Below are 24,503 nucleotides of genomic sequence, written 5' to 3'. Positions count from 1 at the left end.
ATGTGACTCTGAAAATTACTAGAATTGATAATGAAAAAAAAAATAAATTAAATATTCGTTAAATCATAAGTCAACGTTTCAAACTAAAGCGCTGCTTTACCGTTTAAAAATTCCGCCTGCAATGGTATTTTCTTGATCTTGCTCAATAAGATCTTGATAATCACGGTGATAAAAAAATGATCACGGTCAAAAAATTGATTTAACTTATCATGTAATTCCATTAAACTACTATTTACGATTGTTAATACCTCTTGCTTTTTTTAAACCGTTTTCTAAGATTTCATCGAATACCTGTCATTTCAGATGCTATTTTGGCATAACAACAAGAGATTTTTACTTTCTTTAATGCAAAACTACCAGGTAAGAATTTGAGTATTTATACGCAAAAAACGGAAGCTTTTAGTTCTTATTTTTTTTATTAAAAAATTTATTCACAGTCTGCCAATTCCCAACTTTCCACTCATTTTTACCAATAGGGTCCATAATTGTCTCTATAATATTATGATCACTCTTACATTTTAGTGGCCGTTTCATCCGGAGTCTTATCAGCCACAATCGTTGTAAAATCTGCGAAGTGAAGCTCTCTCGATAAAGAAAGAATGGAATTTTCTGCTGCGTTGATTTTGGTTTTAGCTGCTGTGCCGACTGTAGTAGCTTATTTCTCCATTTGAAGTACCTGTAGTTTTCTTTTGATTCTGACCCTCGAAAATGGGGAATGGGATTTCCCTGGTCATCATTTATTCTAACAGACACCTGCCTGATATACCCTAACGCCAATACTGCAAAGCGTAAAAGCGCTGCGGGCAGTGTTAGAATTTTTCTCATGTAACTTGTTAGTTTTTGTTCGTAAACGTGACTTAGTAGGACAAACAATAATCAAGTCAGATTAGGGTCACGATAACCTTTACATATAGCAAGGCGGGAAAAATACTGATGCAAATATGTGAAAATTTTTAACTTATTAAAAATATTGTTTATTATAATGTTTAGATTAGATGCTTTAAAGCCGATTCTATTGATAACATTGAATAAAACTGAGGTTTTATTAACCTTATAATCTCCAGATTATCCAGTATTTATTTGAATTATATAACATGGCAATAATTACTATATATCTAAAGATCGTACTGGCAGTGCAGTTATTCGGTAATTAAAGTATTGTTATCCGGTGAAGAGTGCTATTATCCGGTGATTAAAAGGCGTACATGATTTGAACTTTTATCTCCGACCTGGATGAACGATTTATTTTATCCAGTCCTGAGCCGAAGGAATTCACTGACTGGTTTATTATTTCTCCATATTTCAACCAGATGTCAAGGCCGTCAAATTTCCACTTATGAATCACCGGTTCAAGATGAATGTTTAAATAATATCTCCAACCAGTTTCAAAAAATGCAGGAATACTTGTGTCATACAAGGGGCCGTTTTCATATGCATATATACGGGTGTTGTAATCATCCATATCAAAATATTGTAGCCTCGCACTGCCGGAAACTATCCCGGTCATAGGCTTCCAGACCAGATCCGAAAATCCGAGAAATCCTTTTTTTGGCATCTGATTACCAACTTCTCCATACCAGCTCAAAGCTGCCCTCGAGCGGAATAAAACCGACCTCGTAAATTGAGTTGAAAATTGCAGCCGCCATTCTTTCCGGGTTACAAACTGGATCTCTGGCTCTGCGAGCAGCGAACCCGAAACATTCAACCATTTTTGTTCATTGGAAAAACGAGTATAAATTTCAACCCTCTTGTTGGGTGTATTGATAACCTGAAGCAGGTATCCCCTACCCCTTGCCGGCGCATCCGTTTTGAAACGCAACCAGGGTGAATCACAGACATCACTGTAAATATTGATAACCCAGCCTGAAGCAGGCCTTAAAGAAAAACCGGCATAGAGTCCTTTTTCATTTGATGGGGCACTGTTTTCTGTGAACGAACTTCCTGCCATTGACTGATAAGCGTTATTGAGGTTCCTGTATACAATTGAAAAATCCAGCTTTCGGTCAAGAGCTATTAAAAAACCCTGTAATAATGCAAGCTTTCTTTTTGCGTCAATTGCTACCTCACCGTAGCTGTGAATGTTCCGAAAAGTATAACTATAATCCACACTATAGTTTGACCAACGATCCGCATTTATTCCGTATAAATCATATGGCTTATCCTGCGGTCTCAAGGGAAATTGAAATTTATAGTGGACCGTATTTAAAGAAAAACTGCCCTGCCTGAAATTATATTTCAATACGCCCCCTGCAGCCAATGCAACAAGATTTTTCCGCTTCTGTAATTCAAGTTCAGTACGATGATAGCCAGAAGTTACAAAAGAGCTCACGTATTCGCCATTTTCATCCCTGTCCATACTTGCAGACAATTGCCGGTAAGATGCAAAGGCTGTAACGGAGAATCGCTTTCTCTGAAGGGTGATTCCGGCACCGCGATTAAAATTGTACTCCCCGGCAGACCGGTATGGTTTTAACGTCGGCCCCTGTCTTTTAATCATCATCGCGTCGGCATTTTTTCGCAAACCACTACTTTGCCAATGAATAAGACCTTGTCCCATACTCACAGTATAATCTCCCAGCGCAAGCGCCTGAATCATTCCCATTTTTCTCAAAAAAATATGATAGGAATAAAAATCAAAGCCCATCTTTTGACGACCCTGAAAAAATTGTTCGCCTGCGTCTTTATCGCCAAGTAACCCGTACTGCAGCAGGTTCTTGTAATTATATTGATATCTTGCAAATAATCTCAACGGGCTACCTGTATAACCGCTGGCCCCGGTATCAGCTTTAAGATAACCTGCAGATAGCTGTGGCACAAAAGAAGTCCTGAATATTATATTGCTGTTTCCTGAACGCAACCTCGAAAAAATACCTTTGAATACAGGTTCACTTTCATTCAGTACAACATAGGGCAAAACCTTCCTTATGGTTTCCAGATCCCAGCCAGGTACGGCCTGCAGTTCATAGATACTTATGAGTTTGCCTAATAACATTCTGTAACTTATGAGTTGATGAATCTGCAGGTCCGTGAGTATGCGCAGCTCCCGGAATATATTTTCGTCAGCGGTGTTGATTGGCAAAGGATGTTTCCGAAACTCGTTAAGTGTCACCAGGTAACTATCATCATCAACTTCTCCCTCCGTTTCAGATGCCTGTGTTTCCAGTAGCATTTCTTCCTGCATAGTAAGTACCCTTTCTTCCTGCGCAACCAGATTTACCTGAACAGAAATCAAGATGAACACTGGTAATATTAACCTGGTATAAGTTTCAGTCTTCGCATTAAAATGCATGTCAGTTACTTTTTTGTTTCTTGAAACTGATCATGAGAGCGGGTGTAAACCCAAGATCCGGATGATAACTACCATCTATGCCTAACCGAAAATCATTAAGAAACCACTCAACCCCGGCAAAAGGCTGACCCACATTGGTGTTTAGCCCCCCACGAAAGCTTAACCTGCTGTCTAGCCGGTATTGCAACAAAAGCTGAACATTTACGGTTTTCCCCGTTTCCTTGTATAGTTCACCGCCAAGAAAACATTTGTCAGCAATCTCGTATCCCATTCCAAGTTTATACAACGATGCAAAATGTTCAGACTTATCAGGTCCGAACGGAACTGGTATGGGATTAATGGCCTGTATCCCTGCACGCAACTTTTCGGTGAGTTGCCATATCACCGAAATATCAGCAGACCAGGTGGAGGTAGAACCATAACCGGAGATACTTATCTTATGATAGTTGAATCGCATACCAACTCGTAATTTCCCGAGATCACGCCCATAACTAAGTGAGGCAGATGATTCATTATAGTCGGAGAAGCCGGAATAATGCAGCTTCACACCGATATTGGCATGCGTAGTCGAATGAGCGAGGACAAGGTAATACTGGCTTAACTCTTTCAACATAAACCTTCGTTCACTGTAAATGCCGGCGCTGAAACTTTCAGATCCGGTGGAAGCTGCCGGGTTGTTTGCCAGGCAGAAAATATCAGTGAATTTTTTGCTGAAAGCTCCAGGTCCTCTTTCAGTGAAAGACTCAGAAGAACTGGCTGATTGACCATTTACATCAACCGCTAACAGGCAAAAAATATAAAGAATAAGGGTAATTATCAATAAAACACTCAACCGCTCCGTCATCATTTGCACAAAATTTTTAACTGGATAAAAAACAGCTACTACCAGGTATGCAAATACCAGAAAAATTTTTTTAGCGCGCTGGTTTTTTCCTCATTGACAGTTAAATAGTTTTCATTACTAATAAAATGGAGTCGACTATTTCAGACGAATATCTCAGACGATTATCTCAGACGATTTTTCAGACGAATATTAAGATGAGTATTTGCGACGATTATTTGCGACGATTATTTGAGATGATTATTTAAAACGAATATTTCAGACAATAAGATGCAAACAATAAGATGGAGACAATGCCAGGGAGAATATTTCAAGGAGATTATTATTTTGCGATCAATAACCTGATTTAGATTCTAAGGTATAATTTTTTCAAAGGAAACAATTTTGCCATCTTCCGTAAATCCTTCAACTACGATTTTCATTTGTTTTACTTCGCCGTAATTAATAAATGATATCACGGCTTTGTTATCCTCGCCGGCAACATAGATCGAAGGATTCCAGTATATGGTTGGACTAAAATACCCGTTTTGCTTTTTGCCGTATGATGGCGCACCCTGGAAAGGTTTAACAGGTGTATATCCAGGATACAGAAATGTATTTTCATTTTTCAAGACACTTTTGCCGGTAAGGTCTTCTGGTCGTTTAGTGTAAATAGCCAGTGCTCCAATATTGCCCATTCCAAGCATGCCGCTGTTTCCGGGAGGAAAATATTTTACAAGTGCAACATCATTTACCGGCAGGGTTCTGACAAAATCCTGGTTGCTTAATTGTTCGTCTAAATAAACATTCACGTGCGGATAAGGATCTGTCATTGTTGAGACCCTTGTACTGGTAAGTTGATAGCCGTTGTTGAGTCTCACGATGTTTAGCCCCGATATTTTACCCTGCAGATAATCAAGAATATTTGCGCCTGCCTTTACGGGCTCATTTATCAGATCAATCACTTTAGCCATATTTGAATTTGAAAACACCCCCCTGGTATATTTTGCATTCACTATTTCCTTTGGAGATTTGGTTTTGCCTTTTACAAAAACGGTATCTAGCATTGTTGCATCTGTCAATTGTTCTATCAATCCTTTTTGCATTTTTCCAAAAACAAGCATTGCTGATGAATCGGAAAAAAGCCCGGCTTCATAAAAAGGTAACCGGGTCGGCCAAAGCTTAAACTGACCTCCGGGTTTTGGGAGATCGAAATCAATTTTCATTTTCCGGTTCGATTTGCTCCAACCATAGCTGATAGTAGCAGTATCTTCAAAAAATAACTTATCAAGATTAACCTCACCATTTTTTGAAATTTCAGGAGTTACTGTAAAACTGGATGAATCCCGGTTTTGAACAAAAAAGATCAGATCACCTTTCCCGATCTTAACCTTCGAATTTGGGAGATCGATTTTTCCTTTTATACTAATGAAGTTAGTGTCGGGCAACCACTTCGGTTTTTGAACAAATTCTCCGGAATTATCGATTTCGATATGCCCAATAGCAGAGTCTTTTAGTAAAGAAGTGAAGATGTTTTTTGCCCGGGGATTAAGATCTTTACCTGGATCTGTAACCGAAACAGAAAAAGTACCTGCAATACCTGCCGGAAATCCAAGGGTGAAGACATTCCTCCCATGGGAATCGGTCCGGAAACTGTCGATATTTAGCGTTAATTCCAGGTTTGATGAACCATTATCAATAGATGTCAGTCCTTTTGATAAGATAGTTCCTCCTTCGTTTGCCAATACAAAATGAAGGATCCCGTCCGGCAAATCAAGAGTTGGAACCTGCATGGATTGTGTCTGGGTCTTTAATATAAATTGGTGTGCAAAAACTACCTGGTTTTCCATAAGCCCGAAAATCCGCCACGACTTACCTGTTGAGGTCGAATCCGGGAACTCTACATTGACCAGCCTGCCTTTTGGCGATTTTGATGCCGAAATCGATATATCAGTTGCAGCTAGTTCCGACCCGGCAGGTGCTGAGGGAGGCTGTTTCACTGATCCTTCCTTATTATCAGCATTAAAAATATAGAGGGGCCGGCTGTAAACTTCTTCCGGTAAAGGCTTCGACAACTTAGTAGTCATTGTATTTAACAAATAAACACCTTGAGGTATCCCTGAACCGAGCTCAATAGATCCGGCAGCCGTGCCGCCCGTAACAGGAATTAACCCGGCAGCCCTGACGTTTCCGGAAAGATCTGACAATTGATAAATCAGCGAAGAACTTAAATCGCTGGGAGCAAACTGAAGGTAAAGATAGGCTTTGAAAAAAACCGTTTCCCCCGCCAGGTATACGTTTCGATCAGTATGTATATAAATATGCTCTTTTGAAGCAATCTGAGCATTCGCCATGAATCCTGCAGGCGACACCGCTGCGCCGAACACAGCTGCGGCCAGTACAAATGCCTTCCTGTAGATTTGATAGAAGCCCATTGGCCTGGTTCCATTTTTCATAAAAGAAGGTTTTTAAGATGATTGTCGACCGTTCAACAATTCAAAAGCGTCAATGGCAACACTAAAATCGTGAATATTTGCTGTCAAATTTTTAAGTATTCTATTCCAAATGGAAATATACCTTTGCGAAATGGAAATTTTAGACGGCGTACTCACATCCCAGGCTATAAAGGATGAGCTCAAGATCAAGGTTGCCCAGCTTACAAATGAAGGAAAAAAAACACCACATTTGGCCGCTATCCTGGTCGGAAATTCCGGCGCTAGCGAAACCTATGTTGCATCCAAAGTGAAAACCTGCGAAGAAATCGGGTTCAAAAGTACCCTGATCCGTCTCGAGGAAGATATCAGCGAAAACAGGTTGCTGACCATCATTGAAGATCTGAACCTTGACTACGATGTGGATGGCATTCTTGTACAGTTACCATTGCCAAAACATATCTCAGATGAAAATGTGATAAATGCCATCGATCCAACAAAAGATGTCGATGGATTTCACCCGGTAAATGTAGGAAAACTGGTTCAGGGCTTGCCTGGCTTTGTTTCCGCGACACCTTATGGAATAATGCTTTTACTGGCTCATTATAAGATAAATACGGCAGGTATGCACGCGGTTGTTGTGGGAAGAAGCAATATAGTTGGCCGCCCGATAAGCATTTTGCTCAGCTCCAATAAAAACCCGGGAAACTGCACCGTTACCCTTTGCCATTCGCACACCAAAAATCTGAAGGAAATTTGCCAGAGCGCCGATATAATAATTGCCGCTCTCGGTAAGCCGGAATTTGTTAAAGCTGATATGGTAAAAGACGGCGCAATAATAATAGATGTAGGAATCACCAGGGTTCCGGACACTTCTAAAAAAAGTGGTTACGCAATCAAGGGTGACGTTGAGTTTGCGAGCGTTTCACCGAAATGCAGTTATATCACACCAGTTCCCGGAGGCGTTGGCCCTATGACCATTGCAGCGTTGATGACGAACACTTTTATAGCCTGCCAGCAAAAAAACTGATCAAGAGAGATGTGAAGAGAGATATGAATTATGAGTTATGAGTTATGAAACTGAGATACGAATTATGAAATTGCGTACAACCCCGGCAGGAGTTGACTACATGGAAATTTGAACCAACTCCGGTAGGGGTTGATTTCGCATAGCCCGGGTGCCCCCCGGGATTGGGTAAAACCCCGGCATCGGTGAAACCCCGGGATCGGGTGAAACCGCGGAATTGGGTCGAACATGCGGGATGATGGAATGTTTTACAATAAAATGATTAAAGACCAGGGCGATAATTGGTGATGAAAGAATTGACAGAAATATTGACAAAGGTTCAGCTTCCGGTTATGGAAGCTTTTTATACCATCCAGGGAGAAGGTTTTCACCAGGGCCGGGCCGCATATTTTGTTAGGCTCGGTGGTTGTGATGTGGGTTGTGTATGGTGTGATGTAAAGGAGAGCTGGGATGCATCCAAACACCCATTAATGGATATCGACATAATAACCAGCGAAGCTTCGGCTTATCCTGGCCGCCTGGCGGTAATTACTGGTGGTGAACCACTTGTGCACGACTGTGGTCCACTGACTAAAGCGCTGCACGTAGCCGGTTTTGAAACCAATATTGAAACATCAGGGTCAAGTGCCCTGAGCGGCGACTGGGACTGGATCTGTCTTTCTCCCAAAAAATTCAAATTTCCCCTGCCTGAAATTATGCCATTGGCAAATGAACTCAAGGTAGTTATCTATAACAATTCCGATTTTGAGTGGGCAGAACAACATGCGCGGGCGGTTTCCCCTGATTGCAAACTATTTTTACAACCGGAATGGACAAAATCCGCACAAATGACGCCGCGAATCATTGAATATATCAAGCTGAACCCCCAATGGGAATTTTCACTTCAGCTTCATAAATACATAAATGTCCCTTAAAATTGGTAGTGGCGAGCCCGCATTACGGCATGTTTGACAACTTTCACCCGCTACTTCCCATCTTCATCCAACATTGAAGCAGAAAAACATGTTTGATAAGAAGCTGAGAAACCTGTTTGATTAAAGGCGGCGGTGTGATTCTATTGCCAGGCCGGAGCTTTGTGGATGCAGTTTCATGGTGTTTTCGGTACTGATTCAGCCTGACTACTGTCATGAAATGACATGTTTCAATTGTTATTTGAATATTTAATAATTAATATTGATTTACTAATTCCAATTCATGTCTGCCAATCCTGGAAAATACCTGCTTTTGTTGTCATTTTCACTATTTACCCTGGCTATTCAGGCCCAGTACTATCCTGAAAAAGTTGGGAAAAAAGCCATGGCCCTCTATCGCCAGGGACTGGAAAAAGCCAATGACGGAAATTTCAAAGAAGGGATTCAGCTTCTTGATAATGCAGTAAAGCTTGATGCTAAATTCATGGATGCATATCTTTCTATAGCTGGCATGTATGGCGAACTCAAAAATTATCCGGCTTCCATCGATAATTACCTGAAAGCCAAGGCTATCGATGCCGATTATTTCAAAGATTACAATCTCCCCTATTCTATCAACCTGGCAGGACAAGGTGAGTTTGAAAAAGCGATCGCTGCTATCACCGACTTCATAAATATCCCGACTCTGAATGAAAAGAGCAGGCTGGCAGCAGAATATCGAAGGAAGAGTTTTCAGTTTGCGGTAGATTACGCAAAACAGAAACCACTTGGTGACTATAAATTCGAGCCAAAAAACCTCGGCGATAAAATAAACAGCAAGGTGTCTGAATATTTCCCGACCCTGACCATCGATGGGAAGGAGTTGGTGTTTACCAGGCGTGTCGGTAATACCAACGAAGATTTTTATAGCGCTTCCAGAAACGACACCAGCTGGAGTGCTGCCGCTGCCCTGAGCGGTCAGATAAACTCTCCATCAAACGAAGGCGCACAAAACATTTCGCAGGATGGACAGTGGCTGATATTCACGGGCTGTAACTTCCCGGAAGGACTTGGCAGTTGTGACCTTTATATTTCATATCTCACAAATAACGGCTGGAGCAACCCCGAAAACCTGGGTAACAAGATTAACACCGAATCCTGGGAAACCGCCCCTTCACTTTCGCCAGATAAAAGGGATTTATATTTTACAAGCAACCGTCCGGATGGTTTCGGCGGTTCTGATATTTATATCAGCAAAAGACTTCCCAACGGCACCTGGAGCGAACCACAAAATGCCGGGCCGGAAATCAATACACCAGGCGACGAAAGTTGCCCCTTTATACATGCAGATAACCAGACCTTGTATTTCACTTCGAGCGGCCACCTGGGTTATGGTGGAGAAGATTTGTTCCTAGTACGAAAAGGTCCCGGAGGTACCTGGTCAAAAGCTATTAACCTCGGCTACCCGATAAATACCATTGAAAATGAAGGCAGTCTCTCTATTGCTGCGGATGGAAAAACAGCTTATTATGCATCAGACAGGAGCGATAGCAAAGGCGGTCTTGATCTTTATACTTTTCAATTACGCGATGATATTCGTCCTGCCCGTACGCTATGGATAAAAGGAAAAGTGTTTGATAAGAAAACATCGAAGGGTTTACCGTCCTCTGTTGAACTTACAGATCTTGCCACCCAGCAAACATTGAGCAGTATCCAGACCGATGGTACCGGCAGCTACCTGATCACTTTGCCGGTTGGAAAGGATTATGCATTCAACGTTAACCGTCGTGGCTACCTGTTTTTCTCTGAGAATTTTTCCCTGACAGAAAAATCACCTGACTCAACCTATAATATTGATATACCACTTCAACCGATAGAAGCTAATGCCACTATTGTATTGAAGAATATATTCTTTGATGTAAACCAATTTGTGATTAAGCCCGAATCCTATTCGGAACTTGATAAAATCGTTATGTTGTTAAAAGACAATCCAACATTGACAATCCAGATCAATGGATATACGGATAATGTTGGAAAGGCAGCTGATAACATGAAGCTATCGAATGACCGTGCCGAAGCTGTGGTGAAGTATATAGTTGCCAAGAGCATAGCTGCAAACCGCTTGTCTGCAAAAGGTTTTGGGGCGAGTGTTCCGGTTGCTGCGAATACTACAGATGCAGGCAGAGCACAAAACCGGAGAACAGAGCTAAAGGTGATAAGTCAATAGGGTTTGACGTAAAAAATTATCCGGACTTTAATTAGTTAACAACCAAGATTAGCCATATATATAATTGTTTGGCCTGCTCGATTAAAAGCATTGCCAAATCAAAATAAATAAGAGAAGATCTATTTTCATTAGCAGTTGAAAGTGTACTTTTCGAGACCACTTCACCAATACCAAGATGATAGGTTTTATCAGCATTTGCTTTTAAGCATAACATCGTATCGCTTAAACTTTCCCGATTTGTAATCTGTCCAAAAGCCATGTATAAGTATTGTTTCCAGCATCTAAAATCCTTAACCTTATATAAGCAACCTCAATACAGACAATATTTTCAAAGAACTTGCAAACAGAACATCAAAACGCTAGTGATTTGAACTATAACCGAAGCTTTAGCATTTTTTCTGCTATTAGATAATCAGCGAAGGAGGCGGGTTTGCTCATAGTCTGACCTTATTCAATGTTAACCTGGTATATGATTTGATCATACCATCTTATTCATAACCTCTTAATCATAACCTCTTAATCATAACCTCTTAATCATAACCATCTTAACCATATCATCTTAATCATATCATCTTATTTAAGATCCCGCTGAAGTTTTTAGCCCATTTATCCCTGATGATTTGACGGCATAAATCGGGGAATTAAACTGGTCCCATACTATAGATCTATTGTATTTTTTCCTGTTAAGAAACAGGACATGAATTCAGACCTTATTTTTCAACTCGCCCTATGCCAGGTTCCTTATGTCGGTGCCGTAAATGCGAAAAAGCTGGTGGACCATTTTGGTACTGCCGAAAACGTCTTTAGCGCTCACGTCAGCGAAATAGAAGCGATTGAAGATATCGGACCTATCAAAGCAAATAAAATAAAATATTTCCGGGATTTCAGATCAGCAGAAAATGAAATAAAATTTATTGAAAGGTATAAGATTGAACCTTTGTTTCTTACTGATCCCGGCTATCCCCGGCGTCTCCTGAATTGTTATGATCCGCCTACACTGTTGTTTTATCGCGGCAATGCAAATCTTAACAATTCAAGAATTATCTCCATCATCGGAACAAGATCAAGTACTGACTATGGCAAATCAACCACTGAAAAACTGGTCCAGGCATTACAGCCCTATGATGTCATAATAGTAAGTGGACTTGCATTTGGCATTGATTCATTTGCACACAAAGCGGCTATCAAAAATAATATCCCGACTATTGTTGTGCTCGCACATGGACTTGATACCATCTATCCACCGGAACACTCCGGACTCGCAAAAAATATGATAAAACATGGTGGACTGTTATCAGAATTTAAAAGTAATACGCAGCCCGATAAACATAATTTTCCGAGCAGGAACCGGGTGGTTGCCGGTATAAGCGATGCAACAATCGTCGTGGAAACTGGCATAAAAGGAGGCAGCCTGATAACAGCTAACCTGGCTAATACTTATCATCGGGATGTGTTTGCCTGCCCGGGCAGAATAACTGATCTAAAAAGCCTCGGCTGTAATCTGCTGATCAAAACGCATAAAGCAGCTTTGTTAACGGAACCAGAAGAATTTATTGAGACCATGGGCTGGAACGATGATAAATATGTAAAACAGAAAAGAGCCAGGCAATTATTTGATGATCTGAATGAGAATGAGCAGATAATTATTAACCTGCTGCAGGAAAATGCGCCTATGCATATTGATGAACTGATGTTCAGAAGCGGAATGAGTAATAGCCTCACCGCATCAGTGATCCTGGGCCTGGAGCTAAGAAGTATTATCGCGACCTTGCCCGGTAAAAGATTTAATCTTATTTGATGAAAAGAGAAGAAAAAAAGTAAAGAAGAAAAAAGATTTAATCTTATTCGAAGAAAAGAGTGGAATAAAACGAAGAGGAAGGAAATATTGATAGGACAGGGTGGCAATTTCCGCAGCAGTAACAGTAAAGCTGGCTGGTACTGCGGTAACGTCAGCTTTATACAGTTAAAATTTTAACAATGCAATCATTATAATCACTCCCTGGTTGATCTTCAACAGTTAGCATCACTGAATGCGTAACAAAAAAATCATTTGGAACCAATTTACCTGTTGCGCTATCTTTGCACATGGCAACAATAAATAACGCTTCAAAATCTAAGTCTCCCAGGCAAGAAAAATTTTTTGGTGAAGGACTAACCTTCGACGATGTACTGCTGGTGCCAGCATATTCACAGGTTTTACCACGCGAAGTGAACATTCGTTCTCAACTTACCAAAGACATTACACTTAATATTCCTATGCTGTCTTCAGCGATGGATACCGTGACCGAAGCCAAACTGGCGATCGCTCTTGCGCGCGAAGGCGGAATAGGCATTCTGCATAAAAACATGTCGATTGAGCAACAGGCTGAGCAGGTTCGTAAGGTAAAACGTAGTGAAAGCGGGATGATTCTCGACCCTATTACCCTTCATGAAGAATCAGTGCTTGCTGATGCACTGAAGCTGATGAAAGATAACAAGATCGGCGGTATCCCGATTGTAAACGATCAGAACCAACTTGTTGGAATTTTAACCAACCGGGACATGCGTTTCGAAACCGACATGAGTAAAAAGGTGAAAAGTGTAATGACAAGCACAAACCTGATTACCGCTCCTGAAGGTACTGATCTCAAAAAAGCAAAAACCATTCTGAGTCAATATAAGATTGAAAAATTACCGGTCGTTAATAAAGCAGGTAAACTGATTGGCCTTATTACCTACAGGGATATACTACAATTGCACAGTTTTCCCGATGCTGTAAAAGATTCTTACGGACGTTTACTTGTCGGAGCTGCATTAGGTATAACCGAAGATTTGCTGGACCGCGCATCTGCACTGCAGCAAATAGGCGTTGACGTTGTTTGTCTTGATAGTGCACATGGTCACAATACCGGTGTATTGAATGCTTTGAAAAAAGTAAAGAAAAATTTTAAAAAACTACAGGTCATTGCCGGAAATATAGCAACCGCAAGTGGGGCGATTGCCCTTGTAGAAGCAGGAGCAGATGCTGTTAAGGTGGGTATTGGACCAGGCTCTATATGCACAACAAGAATTGTAGCCGGTGCAGGTATGCCGCAGATCACCGCTATCATGGAAGCTGCAAGTGCATTACATAAATTGAAGGTGCCGTTAATTGCGGATGGGGGTATCCGTTATACCGGTGATATGGTGAAGGCACTCGCAGCCGGTGCGAACGTAGTTATGATGGGAAGTGTATTTGCCGGCACAGAAGAAAGTCCTGGCGAAACAATCATTTATGAAGGTCGTAAGTTTAAACAATACCGGGGCATGGGTTCAATCGGTGCAATGAATCTGGGAAGCGGCGATCGCTATTTCCAGGATGTTGAAGATGATATTAAGAAATTTGTACCTGAAGGAATTGAAGGCAGGGTTGCTTTCAAAGGAAATTTACACGAAATAGTATATCAATATACAGGTGGCTTAAGAGCCGGGATGGGATACTGCGGTGCAAAAGATATACAGGCGCTGCAAAAATCGCAATTCGTGAGAATCACTAACGCAGGTATGCGCGAAAGCCACGCTCATGATATTGAAATCACGAAGGAAGCACCAAATTATAGCCGTTAATGCAATAGTTTGATTATAGACGTTAATTCAATAGCTTGGAGTAGAATCCCCGATAATTGCTTCCGGATATCAAATGCAGAATGGTGAGTATGAAACATTGTAAGAAGAATTAAAAGGCAGGAATTGAATACATAATCGAAATTAAGACTTTGGTTTTCATATGAAACATTGCCGGTACTTTATGAGAATGCTATTATTAATTGTGCTCCTGTATTGTACCTCGGTTTGTTTAGCCCAGGACACTCCCCGCAATAACAAGTTAACTCAAAACGATTCTATTAAGAAGGGTTCAAATCAATTTGATACCGCTCAAAACGATTCAACCCGCAACAACTCAACTCAGACCGATTCCTGTAATCTCCGGATAAGTATACTTACCTGCGGGCCCGGTGAAGAACTATATTCCATCTTTGGCCATTCTGCCATCAGGATCACAGATGCTTCAACAGGTATGGACATAGTTTATAATTATGGCACCATGGAATTTGACGATTTCTCTTTTTACGTAAAATTCACCAAAGGTCAGATGTTGTATTCCTTGTCTTACGCTGATATGGACTCCTTCCTGTATGAATACCAGGTAACCAAACGCAGCGTCATTGAACAACAATTGCGTCTGACCTGCGAGGATAAAATGCGATTATTCGAAGCATTAAAACTGAATGCAAGAGAAGAAAATAAATATTACGATTATTCATTCCTCTACGACAATTGTTCAACCCGGATCCGGGACATCATTTCAAAGACTCCAAAATCGCTGATTAGATTCAATAACATTCTTCCGGCTAAGGTGCCCACTTTCCGGAACATGATCCATGAATCCCTGCATAAGGGTCAGCAACACTGGAGCAAACTCGGCATCGACCTTCTGCTGGGTTCATTGATCGATAAAAAAGTCACGAACGAACAATCGATGTTTTTACCTGATTATCTTATGAAAGGATTTGACTCTGCGAGCATATTGATAAGGCCAGATCCAAAAGCATTGTCCCCCCTGGTTACATCAAAACCTTACCTCTACCAACCTCCTGTGGTTGAGTTATCCATGCCCTGGATTAATCCATACCTGGTGCTCACTGCTCTCTCAATTTTTCTGCTGATTTTATCTTTTTTACATTCTACCTCCGAGAAAACTGTGAAGCTCTTAGACAAATCATTGTTCCTGGTTACGGGTTTACTGGGCATCCTGATGCTCAGCCTTTGGTTATTCAGGGAGGATACAGTTTGCCGTAATAATATGAACATCATCTGGGCAATTCCGACCCATGCGGTCGCCGCATTCTTTATCGGAAAACAGAAGAAATGGATAAAGCCATATTTTCGGGTTTCCGGCATCCTGGGGGCATTATTGTTGCTGGGATGGCCATGGTGGCCACAGGAGCTCAATAACTCTCTGATACCGGTAATCTTATTGCTTGTTATCCGGTCCTTTATCCTCTCTAAAAAATAATCGTATGGTCAAATCATTAAGTTATCAAAAAGGCAGGATCAGTTATTCTGTTTACGGGAAAGGAAAGCCAGTGCTGTTGATACATGGTTTCGCAGAAGACGCGACCATTTGGGAAAACCAGGTGAGCAGGTTCAGGGAGGATTACCGGTTAATTGTACCAGATCTTCCGGGCAGTGGCAAATCGGATTTTATCCCGGAGGTCTTCAGTATGGATGATCATGCAGATATGCTTGAACAACTTCTTAAAGAAGAAGATATAGAAGCCGCCGACATTATAGGCCATTCCATGGGTGGGTATATCGCGCTGGCTTTTGCCGGAAAATATCCTGAAAGGATGACCGGGCTTTGTCTTTTTCATTCGACAGCCTATGCTGATACAGAAGAAAAGATTGAATCAAGAAGGAAAAGTATCCAGTTTATCAAACAAAATGGTTCTCTTAAATTCCTGCAGCAGGCAACCCCAAACCTTTTCTCAGATCAAACAAAAAACGAGAATCCTGGGATGGTTGAAGAAATTATCAACCGCTATTCCAACTTCAATCCAAATTCTCTCGTACATTACTACGAAGCAATGATTCAGAGACCCGACAGGTCTGAAGTTTTAAGAAAAGTTCCGAAACCTGTGCTTTTTATCGCGGGTGAGCATGATTCTGCCATCCCGATTAAACACATGCTGGAACAATCTTATTTGCCTGAATTATCATATTTTCATTCTCTAAAGAATTCCGGCCATATGGGTATGCTGGAAGAACCCGCGAACAGCAATCATTATCTGGAGATCCTCCTGAATAACAGCTAAGCGGAGGTACCGGTGAATACTGTGGATTAATTGCATGAAGAAGTTTCTGGCTATACTTATAGGTGTATTTGGTATGGTGCTGCATGTTATGGCGGAGCATATCAAGGGTGGTGAACTATTTTATACTTATATAGGTCCGGGTTCTGCGCCGGGCACTTCCAATTACAGCGTCTCCCTGAAACTTTATATTGACTGCGGTGCTTCCAGTTCGGGTCAGCTTGATCCCAGCATTTCACTCACAATTTTCAACAAAGCGACCAACACCCAATATGGTTCTATAATTTCAGCACCTTTTACCGGTGAAAGCTTCAGTCGTTTTGATCCGGCTTCCAATCCATGTATTGGCAATCCACCTACTGATGTTTGTTACCGCGTGCGGGTTTATAGTACCAGCGTCACTTTGCCCGACTCACAAAATGGTTATACCATCGCATTTCAACGCTGTTGCCGGATTGGTGGAATTGTAAATCTCGCACAGCCAAGCAATGCATCTGGCGCCACTTATTATTGTGAGATCCCGGGCACAGGTGCCCTTCCGGATGCCTATAAAAATTCAAGCCCCCGGTTTTCAACAAATGATGCAACTGCCATTTGTACTAACAGTGGATTCACACTTGATTTTTCTGCAGTTCAGCCTGATGCCGGAGATTCATTAGTATATACACTTTGCAGTGGTTTTGTTGGTGGATCCCAACAAAATCCTAATCCTTCGGTAACCAGTACACCGCCATTTTCCGAATTAAATTACAGCAACCCATACAGCGGAACCTCCCCGATTGGCTCGCGTGTGACTATCAATCCTCAAACAGGTTTGATTTCCGGGATAGCTCCTATTGCGCTTGGTCAATACGTTATTACAGCCTGCGCTTATGAATATCGCAATGGAGTGTTGATAAACATTCATAAAAAAGACATACATGTGCGGGTTTCTGATTGCGTTCCTTTACAGGCTTTCCTTAAACCTGATTATGCTTTCTGCGATGATTTCCTGGTAACTTTCAAAAACGAACAAAGTAATCCCCCGGGTTCTGTCTATACCTGGGATTTCGGCGATGGCACCCCTGTCGTAAATTCAAATGATGCACAGGGTGCGGTGAATCATCAATATGCTGATACCGGTACTTATTTAGTAAAACTGAAGGTAGTACTGGCGGGTCAATGCGTGGATGAAACGACTACGCTGGCCAAAGTTTATCCGGGATTTTTTCCTGGTTTTACCACCCAGGGAACCTGTGTTCTTCTTCCCTTACAATTTGTAGACACCACATCTGCGAGATATGGCCAGGCAAGCAAGTGGCGCTGGAATTTTGGTGATGAATCCACATTGGCTGATACTTCTTTGAGTGCAACCCCATCCTGGAAGTTTAGTTCAACCGGTATGAAAGATGTAGAACTGATTGTTGAAAGTTCCAGGGGATGCCGTGATACAATTTCGCGACAAGTAGAAGTAAGGGATAAACCACCCGTACTTTTAGCATTTAAGGATACCCTGATCTGCAGTATTGATACCCTCCAGTTAAAAGCTACCGGGCCGGGCCTTTATTCATGGACCCCGGTGGGTGGTAATATCATGAATGAAAATACCGCCACCCCACTGGTCTGGCCAAAAACGACCACCAGTTACCAGGTGAGCCTGAATGAAAATGGTTGTATAAATACAGATATCGTGCGCGTTCGGGTGGTTGATTTTGTGACCCTCGATGCAGGACCCGATACAACAATCTGTTTAACAGATACCATAAGGTTGCGACCTTCAGGTGACGGACTAAAGTTTACCTGGTCGCCCACCGCAACCCTTCTTAACCCGCTTACACGGAATCCGCTGGCTTTTCCAACTACAACAACAACATACAACGTAATTGCCAGTATCGGAAAATGTGATGCACCTGGTGAAGTAACCATAAAAACAGTCCCATACCCTATTTCCAATGCAGGGAATGATACCGTGATTTGTTACAATGATCCTGCATTTCTTAATGCATCGATTGTTGGCAGCCGATTCAACTGGTCGCCAATAAGCTCTTTAAACAATTCATCAGTACTGAATCCCATTGCAACACCGAGGGCAACAACCATTTATACCTTGCGTGCCTATGATACCCTTGGCTGTCCGAAACCAGGCATCTCTGAAGTAGAGGTTAAAGTAAGGGATAGGATAGTTGCATTTGCCGGTAATGATACTTCAATAGTTATTGGACAACCTTTACAGTTAAATGGAAAAGGTGCAGATGCTTTTGACTGGACGCCGCCACTCGGCCTTGATCAACGTAGCATTGCAACACCAATTGCCCGTGTTAATGAAAACACCAGTTATATCATGCGGGCATATACTGAAGAAGGTTGCCAGGCCTTTGATACCATAAATATTAAAGTCTTCAAAACACAACCTGATATTTTTGTTCCGAATGCATTTAATCCTACCGGTACAAAAAATGTTGTTTTCAGACCCATTCCTGTAGGCATTTCATCACTCGATTACTTCAGGGTTTATAACAGGTGGGGGCAGCTTATATTCCAGACAACACAGATTGGCAAAGGCTGGGACGGAACGCTTGCGGGCAAAAACCAGGACGCAGGAACCTATGTCTGGATGGTTAGCGGAAAAGATTATACCGGTAAAACGGTGGTGAAAAGAGGTTCGGCAGTGTTGATCAGGTAAATTATAATTCTTTCAAAACCGGGGCCCAATGATGAACAAAAACGCTTAAATTGATACCGGTTTCCTTCCTCCCTATTCAAATTCATCCTGCGAAATCTTCTACTCTTTAAGTTCAGAAATATGTTTAGGTACGCGGCAAACCCGGACTTGAGATCCTCCGTATTTAATTCTTACGAGTGAATGAAAAAACTGATCTTAATAACTTGTCTGACTATCCTGTGGATGCAAAACATCCTGGCAAGACATATTAAGGGTGGAGAGATTTCCTATGAATACCAGGGTGCCGGCTCTAACCCTAACACCGATCGCTATATAATCACGCTCCGGCTTTTTCTTGAATGCAATGCTTCCGGCCAGCAGCTTGATGAAATGGCCAATATCGGGATATTCAGGATTTCTGATAACCAGTCTATTGCCGGCTCTCCTTTTAACTTCCCACTGGTCGGAGATGAATTCATAAACATCCGCCAGCCAAATCCCTGTATAGTAAATCCATCCCCCGTTTGTTACAGGCTCAGAACCTATGTAGGAAGTGTAGATCTTCCAAGAGATCCGAACGGTTATACTGCGGTGTTCCAACGTTGCTGCCGGATTGAAAACCTGTCAAATCTCAGCCCAAATAATAATATCGGTTCATCCTATACCAGCAACATCCACGGTATTGATGCCATACTGCCGGGAGAACACAATTCAAGCCCCTCATTTGCGGTAAAAGACACCGTGCTGATTTGTCAGAACCGCCCTTTCGAGCTGGATTTTGGGGCCGTTGATCCTGACCGTGACTCACTGTCTTATGAGTTCATAGACGCGTTTAACGCACCCGGCGGCGGCGGCGGCGGAGTACTTAACCCTGTTCCGCCGGGGTCGATCCAGTTTGTGAACTATGCTTCCGGTTTTTCCGGTAAGGAGCCGCTTGGCAAAGGGGTCACCATCAACCCGGTGACAGGCCTGATTGCGGGAGTTGCCCCGAGAGGCGGTGATTATGTAATGAGTGTACTTGTCCGCGAGTGGCGGCATGGCAAAATGATCAGTGATCACCGTAAAGATTTCAATATTAAGGTTGATGAAAGATGCGATCTCGCGGCGGCCCTGCTAAAGCCGACCTATAGTTCATGCGAAGATTTTACATTCGACTTCAGAAACGAAGCACCTTCAAGTTCATTGATTCACACCTATACCTGGGAATTCGGTGATAAGACGGGCGCTGGTTCAACCCTGGCCTCCCCGGCTTTTACCTATGGTGATACAGGTGTTTTCAATATTAAACTGGTGATCAATAAAAATGAACAGTGTTCCGACTCAGCTACGGCTAAACTTTTTGTTTTTCCCGGATTTTCACCGGGCTTCTCATTAACCGGTTCCTGTTATCAGAACCCATTTATTTTTACGGATACAACCAGGGCTAAATATGGATCGGTGAATAGCTGGTCCTGGGATTTCGGTGATGAATCGGTAGCAAACGACACCAACAACATCCCGATTGCATCCTGGAAATATGCCGTTGCAGGTTTTAAACAGGTTGTGTTTAATGTTACTACCGACAAAGGTTGCGAAGCAAACGTTACAAAGGTTATTGAGGTGAGGGATAAACCATTGGTGGACCTGAACTTTCGTGATACTCTTATTTGCAGTATTGATTCCCTGCAATTAGGTGCCAGGGGCGGAGGCATATTTACCTGGTCGCCTGGTTACAATATAATCAACGCGGGTTTAATCAACCCCATCGTATACCCGAAAACCACCACCTGGTATTATGTTCATCTCAATGATAATGGATGTGTAAATACAGATTCGGTTCGTGTGCGTGTGGTAGACGAGGTAACTTTATATGCCACACCAGATTCGACCATTTGCTTAACCGATCCTGCGCAGTTAAACGCTTATGGTGATGGATTGAAATTCAGCTGGACACAGGCACCGACACTTAACAATCCACTGATCAGAAATCCTATAGCTAAGCCGATTGGCAACACGCTTTACACCGTTACTGCATCCATTGGGAAATGCTCTAAGACTGAAGACATAAATATCAGCACCGTGCCTTATCCATTTGCAAATGCCGGCAAGGATACCACTGTTTGCTTTGATGACACCGCACAGATTCATGCTTCAATGACAGGGAATCGTTTCGTCTGGACACCGGCAAACACACTTGGCAATTCTACAAACCTTGATCCCATTGCTTTTCCACGCAGGTCAACCGTTTACACGTTGACTGTTTTTGATAATATTGGCTGCCCAAAGCCCGGCGTTGATGACATACTTGTAAGCGTTAAAGATAAAATAAATGCTTTTGCCGGCAACGATACTTCTATTGTGATAGGCCAGCCATTACAGTTGACTGGTTCCGGATCCGATCTCTATGAGTGGACACCATCCATCTACCTAAACCGCAGTAATATTTCAGCGCCGGTGGTGCATTTGAATGATAACATGACCTATATTATGCGAGCCTTTACAGAAGAAGGTTGTTCTGCACTCGATACTATTAACATCAAAGTGTTCAAATCAGGACCGGATATTTTTGTTCCTAATGCCTTTACACCAACGGGGCGTAACCGTATATTCAGACCTATTCCTGTTGGAATTAAGCAGCTGAAATATTTCCGGGTTTTCAATCGCTATGGTCAGCTGGTATATGAGACTTCAGAAGTTGGTAAAGGCTGGGATGGAATGCTTGGAGGAAAACTGCAGCAAAGCGGAACCTTTGTCTGGATGGTCAGTGGGATTGATTATACCGGTAAAGCGATGCAAAAGCGCGGGACGGCAATGTTGATACGATGATTCCTGCTCCTTAATGGTGATCTGTTGATTTTCGATGTTCATGGCGTTCACTCGGTTCTAAACTTCGCCGGATGGGCCTTTCGGTTGGTTTGATTTTGCCACTGTGATTCCTGGTTAGTTTGTTTGCTCACGCTGATGGCTGCTGTTGCCTCCGGTCAGCTTTTAGTGCCTTGATCGGCTTTGTTAAGTATGCATTTAGCGGTAGCTGGTATTGGGCCCTGATCGGCTTTAGTAACTCCGAACAGGAATCGAATGTGGCAAATCAAACCAACCTCAGGCCCATCCTGCACGTTCTAACCTCACTCACTTGAGGAAATATGCGATCAGCACAACACAATTCAACATTCACTTATTGGAGTTTTTAGTATTGCAGTGTCGTATTCCATAATCAGCACTACAGTTATCAGCATTGCAGTTATCAGAGTTGTTGTCATCACAATTATTGTTATCCGAATAAGCTTTCTGTATGACGCTTGTTTTAATTACACTTGTTGAATTATATATAAACAATCTCGATATAGATATTCGGCCGTGATGATACCGGCAATAAATCCAACTATGAAAATAGCAATAAAGGACTGGTAAGAATTGTAATGACTGGTCGCATATCTTCCAAATGGATGAGTGAGTTGGGAGCGGGATGGTGCCTTTGAGCGGCCTTCGTACCGTGGTTAGAGTTACTGAAGCCGATCAGGGCGGGGCAGCAACTACCACCTGATGAATGCCTGACAAAGCCGATCAAGGCACAAAAAGCTGACCGGAGACAACAGCAGCCACCGGCATAAAGAATGAAACTAACCACGGGACACAGACGCGAAAAGGCACCATCCTGCTCCCAACGGAGCGAAGGAATGAAACAGAACTGTTGCTCTGTCATACTAGTACAAATTCGTCAACCTACTCCATCTCCCCGCGCAACTTTTTAATTGAGAAACTATTATTTTGATACAGTTGCAGCTGTGGTTGCAGCAGTCGATGCAGCTGCTGTTTTTTTCAACAACAATACATAGCCGCACAACTTCTTTTTTGATTTATTCACCTGTACCGGTTTGATCATATGGTATTCAGTTGTCTTGGGAACATAGTTATAGGTGATGATATTGCCATCTACTTCACCCCATTGATTTTTCTTATACACTACCTGTTTCTCGCTCCAATCGAACATACGAACTTCGTAGAGTTTTGAGCCGGGGTCGCCGATAAATATGAACTGATACCAGGTGCCCTCATTCATAGGAACAACTATGGGCATTTCATATTGACTTTCCATAGTCATAGAAGCTTCTCTTACAATAGTGTAGCCCTGGGTTGAATAAATTTGTTTGAGACTGTCTATCGAAATCTGGTAAGGTTTGATGTCACAACCTTGTTGTTTGATGTGATCGGTTTGAGCAGAAAGTTGACCCGACAATAATAAACAGAGTGGAGCAATGATATTGCGAATGGTAATTTTCATAATTAGGATTTATTGGAGGATTCAGGAACAAAACTAGTCATAGATTCTGAACGATCAAAGTGCCTTGCTCCGGTTTCTCTTCTCTTTCTTCAATTTTTCTTCCCTTCTACTATCCCTTTGACCGATGGAATTTCAGGCTGGTTTTTTTGCTTCCTTATTCTCTATGATAACGATGAAGGATCGGAATTATTACAAGGTTTGCCAGATTTTAGAACCAGGATAACTTGCATTAACCTTTAAAAGTCAGAAAAGAGTTCGCCTGGGCCGTACAGGTTACTACAAGATCATTGATACAAACATGCGCAGGTAGCGTTGCACAGTAATAACAGATGTCAGCTATATCTTCAGCAGCCAGTGCTTTATATCCTTCATAAACCTTAGCTGCAGTTTCTTCGTCGCCCTTAAATCTTACTCTCGAAAATTCCGTGTCAGCAGCCCCCGGATGAACGGCAGTTACTTTAATTCCATGCCTTAACAGATCTATCCGCATTGCCTTTGAAATGGCATCGACTGCATGTTTTGTTGCGCAATACACATTGCCTTTTTCATATACTTCTTTTCCTGCAGTTGAACCTATATTTATGATCTGTCCACGCTTCGCATTGATCATAAATGGAACTACTGCTTTGGTTATATACAACAGTCCCTTAAGATTTGTATCGATCATCGTATCCCAGTCATCCAGCGATGCTTCTTCAAAATAATCCCGCCCAAGCGCAAGACCCGCATTGTTGATTAAAAGGTCTATTGTTTTCCATTCCTCCGGCAAATTTCCAATTGCTGTTGCGACTGCTTCACGATCCTGCACATCCAGCTCCAACTGATGACTGTTTGTACCATATTTATCCTTCAGGTCTTTGCTTAATTGTTCGAGGCGATCCTTCCTTCTCCCCGTAATAATCACATCATAACCTGCCGATCCAAACTTTTCAGCAATTGCCTTTCCAAAACCCGAAGTTGCCCCCGTAACCAAAATTATTTTTGCCATAATGAAACTTCTAAGAAATCGCAATTTAAGAAAAAGGCTTGAAGAAGACTTGAAGAAGACTTGAAGAAGACTTGAAGAAGATATGAGTTATGAGTGA

The 24,503-nt window shown here is 42.1% G+C and carries 16 protein-coding genes and 1 pseudogene; 9 read left to right on the top strand and 8 right to left on the bottom strand.

Going from position 1 to position 24,503, the window contains the following annotated elements; translation table 11 throughout:
* Positions 1–399: 399 nt before the first annotated feature.
* From VK664_RS10320 to VK664_RS10305, 4 genes are all read right to left on the bottom strand, one after another.
* Positions 400–825 carry a hypothetical protein gene (locus tag VK664_RS10320; RefSeq protein WP_461398573.1) on the bottom strand — a complete coding sequence of 142 codons (426 nt, stop codon included), beginning with the start codon at positions 823–825 and terminating at the stop codon, positions 400–402.
* 367 nt (positions 826–1,192) lie between these two features.
* Positions 1,193–3,289, bottom strand: coding sequence for a hypothetical protein (locus VK664_RS10315; RefSeq protein ID WP_461398572.1), 2,097 nt, complete (start codon positions 3,287–3,289; stop codon positions 1,193–1,195).
* Position 3,290: 1 nt separating this feature from the next.
* Complete coding sequence (locus tag VK664_RS10310; RefSeq protein ID WP_461398571.1) at positions 3,291–4,136, bottom strand: hypothetical protein; 846 nt, start codon at positions 4,134–4,136, stop codon at positions 3,291–3,293.
* A gap of 347 nt (positions 4,137–4,483) precedes the next feature.
* A complete protein-coding gene (locus VK664_RS10305; RefSeq protein WP_461398570.1) occupies positions 4,484–6,565 on the bottom strand; it encodes a hypothetical protein in 2,082 nt (693 codons plus the stop codon).
* 130 nt (positions 6,566–6,695) lie between these two features.
* Between VK664_RS10305 and VK664_RS10300 the strand changes: the two genes are divergently transcribed.
* From VK664_RS10300 to VK664_RS10290, 3 genes are all read left to right on the top strand, one after another.
* A complete protein-coding gene (locus VK664_RS10300; protein ID WP_461398569.1) occupies positions 6,696–7,571 on the top strand; it encodes a bifunctional 5,10-methylenetetrahydrofolate dehydrogenase/5,10-methenyltetrahydrofolate cyclohydrolase in 876 nt (291 codons plus the stop codon).
* Between the two features lie 284 nt (positions 7,572–7,855).
* A complete protein-coding gene (locus VK664_RS10295; RefSeq protein ID WP_461398568.1) occupies positions 7,856–8,482 on the top strand; it encodes a 7-carboxy-7-deazaguanine synthase QueE in 627 nt (208 codons plus the stop codon).
* Positions 8,483–8,762: 280 nt separating this feature from the next.
* A complete protein-coding gene (locus VK664_RS10290; RefSeq protein WP_461398567.1) occupies positions 8,763–10,685 on the top strand; it encodes an OmpA family protein in 1,923 nt (640 codons plus the stop codon).
* A gap of 31 nt (positions 10,686–10,716) precedes the next feature.
* Here VK664_RS10290 and VK664_RS10285 read toward each other — a convergent pair.
* Positions 10,717–10,974 (bottom strand): annotated as a pseudogene (locus VK664_RS10285) (DUF4372 domain-containing protein); the annotation flags it as partial.
* A 408-nt stretch (positions 10,975–11,382) separates the two neighbouring features.
* On the opposite strand from VK664_RS10285, the gene dprA reads away from it, so the two are divergent.
* From dprA to VK664_RS10255, 6 genes are all read left to right on the top strand, one after another.
* A complete protein-coding gene (dprA, locus tag VK664_RS10280) occupies positions 11,383–12,483 on the top strand; it encodes a DNA-processing protein DprA (protein ID WP_461398566.1) in 1,101 nt (366 codons plus the stop codon).
* Positions 12,484–12,770: 287 nt separating this feature from the next.
* A complete protein-coding gene (gene guaB / locus VK664_RS10275) occupies positions 12,771–14,270 on the top strand; it encodes an IMP dehydrogenase (protein WP_461398565.1) in 1,500 nt (499 codons plus the stop codon).
* A 181-nt stretch (positions 14,271–14,451) separates the two neighbouring features.
* On the top strand, positions 14,452–15,720 hold the full coding sequence (locus VK664_RS10270; protein WP_461398564.1) for a lipoprotein N-acyltransferase Lnb domain-containing protein: 1,269 nt from the start codon (positions 14,452–14,454) through the stop codon (positions 15,718–15,720).
* 4 nt (positions 15,721–15,724) lie between these two features.
* On the top strand, positions 15,725–16,519 hold the full coding sequence (locus tag VK664_RS10265; protein WP_461398563.1) for an alpha/beta fold hydrolase: 795 nt from the start codon (positions 15,725–15,727) through the stop codon (positions 16,517–16,519).
* Positions 16,520–16,553: 34 nt separating this feature from the next.
* Positions 16,554–19,178, top strand: coding sequence for a PKD domain-containing protein (locus tag VK664_RS10260; protein WP_461398562.1), 2,625 nt, complete (start codon positions 16,554–16,556; stop codon positions 19,176–19,178).
* A 180-nt stretch (positions 19,179–19,358) separates the two neighbouring features.
* A complete protein-coding gene (locus VK664_RS10255) occupies positions 19,359–21,962 on the top strand; it encodes a PKD domain-containing protein (RefSeq protein WP_461398561.1) in 2,604 nt (867 codons plus the stop codon).
* A gap of 556 nt (positions 21,963–22,518) precedes the next feature.
* Here VK664_RS10255 and VK664_RS10250 read toward each other — a convergent pair.
* From VK664_RS10250 to VK664_RS10240, 3 genes are all read right to left on the bottom strand, one after another.
* The gene (locus tag VK664_RS10250) at positions 22,519–22,839 is read right to left on the bottom strand and encodes a hypothetical protein (protein ID WP_461398560.1); all 321 of its coding nucleotides are present in this window, start codon (positions 22,837–22,839) and stop codon (positions 22,519–22,521) included.
* Between the two features lie 60 nt (positions 22,840–22,899).
* Positions 22,900–23,418 carry a hypothetical protein gene (locus VK664_RS10245; RefSeq protein ID WP_461398559.1) on the bottom strand — a complete coding sequence of 173 codons (519 nt, stop codon included), beginning with the start codon at positions 23,416–23,418 and terminating at the stop codon, positions 22,900–22,902.
* Between the two features lie 229 nt (positions 23,419–23,647).
* Positions 23,648–24,406, bottom strand: coding sequence for an SDR family NAD(P)-dependent oxidoreductase (locus VK664_RS10240; RefSeq protein ID WP_461398558.1), 759 nt, complete (start codon positions 24,404–24,406; stop codon positions 23,648–23,650).
* Positions 24,407–24,503: the final 97 nt, after the last annotated feature.

The organism is Flavitalea sp., assembly GCF_035489435.1.
Lineage (GTDB): Bacteria > Bacteroidota > Bacteroidia > Chitinophagales > Chitinophagaceae > DATHKG01.
Note: the sequence above shows the minus strand (reverse complement) of the source record. Positions and strands in the feature narration are given on the sequence as shown.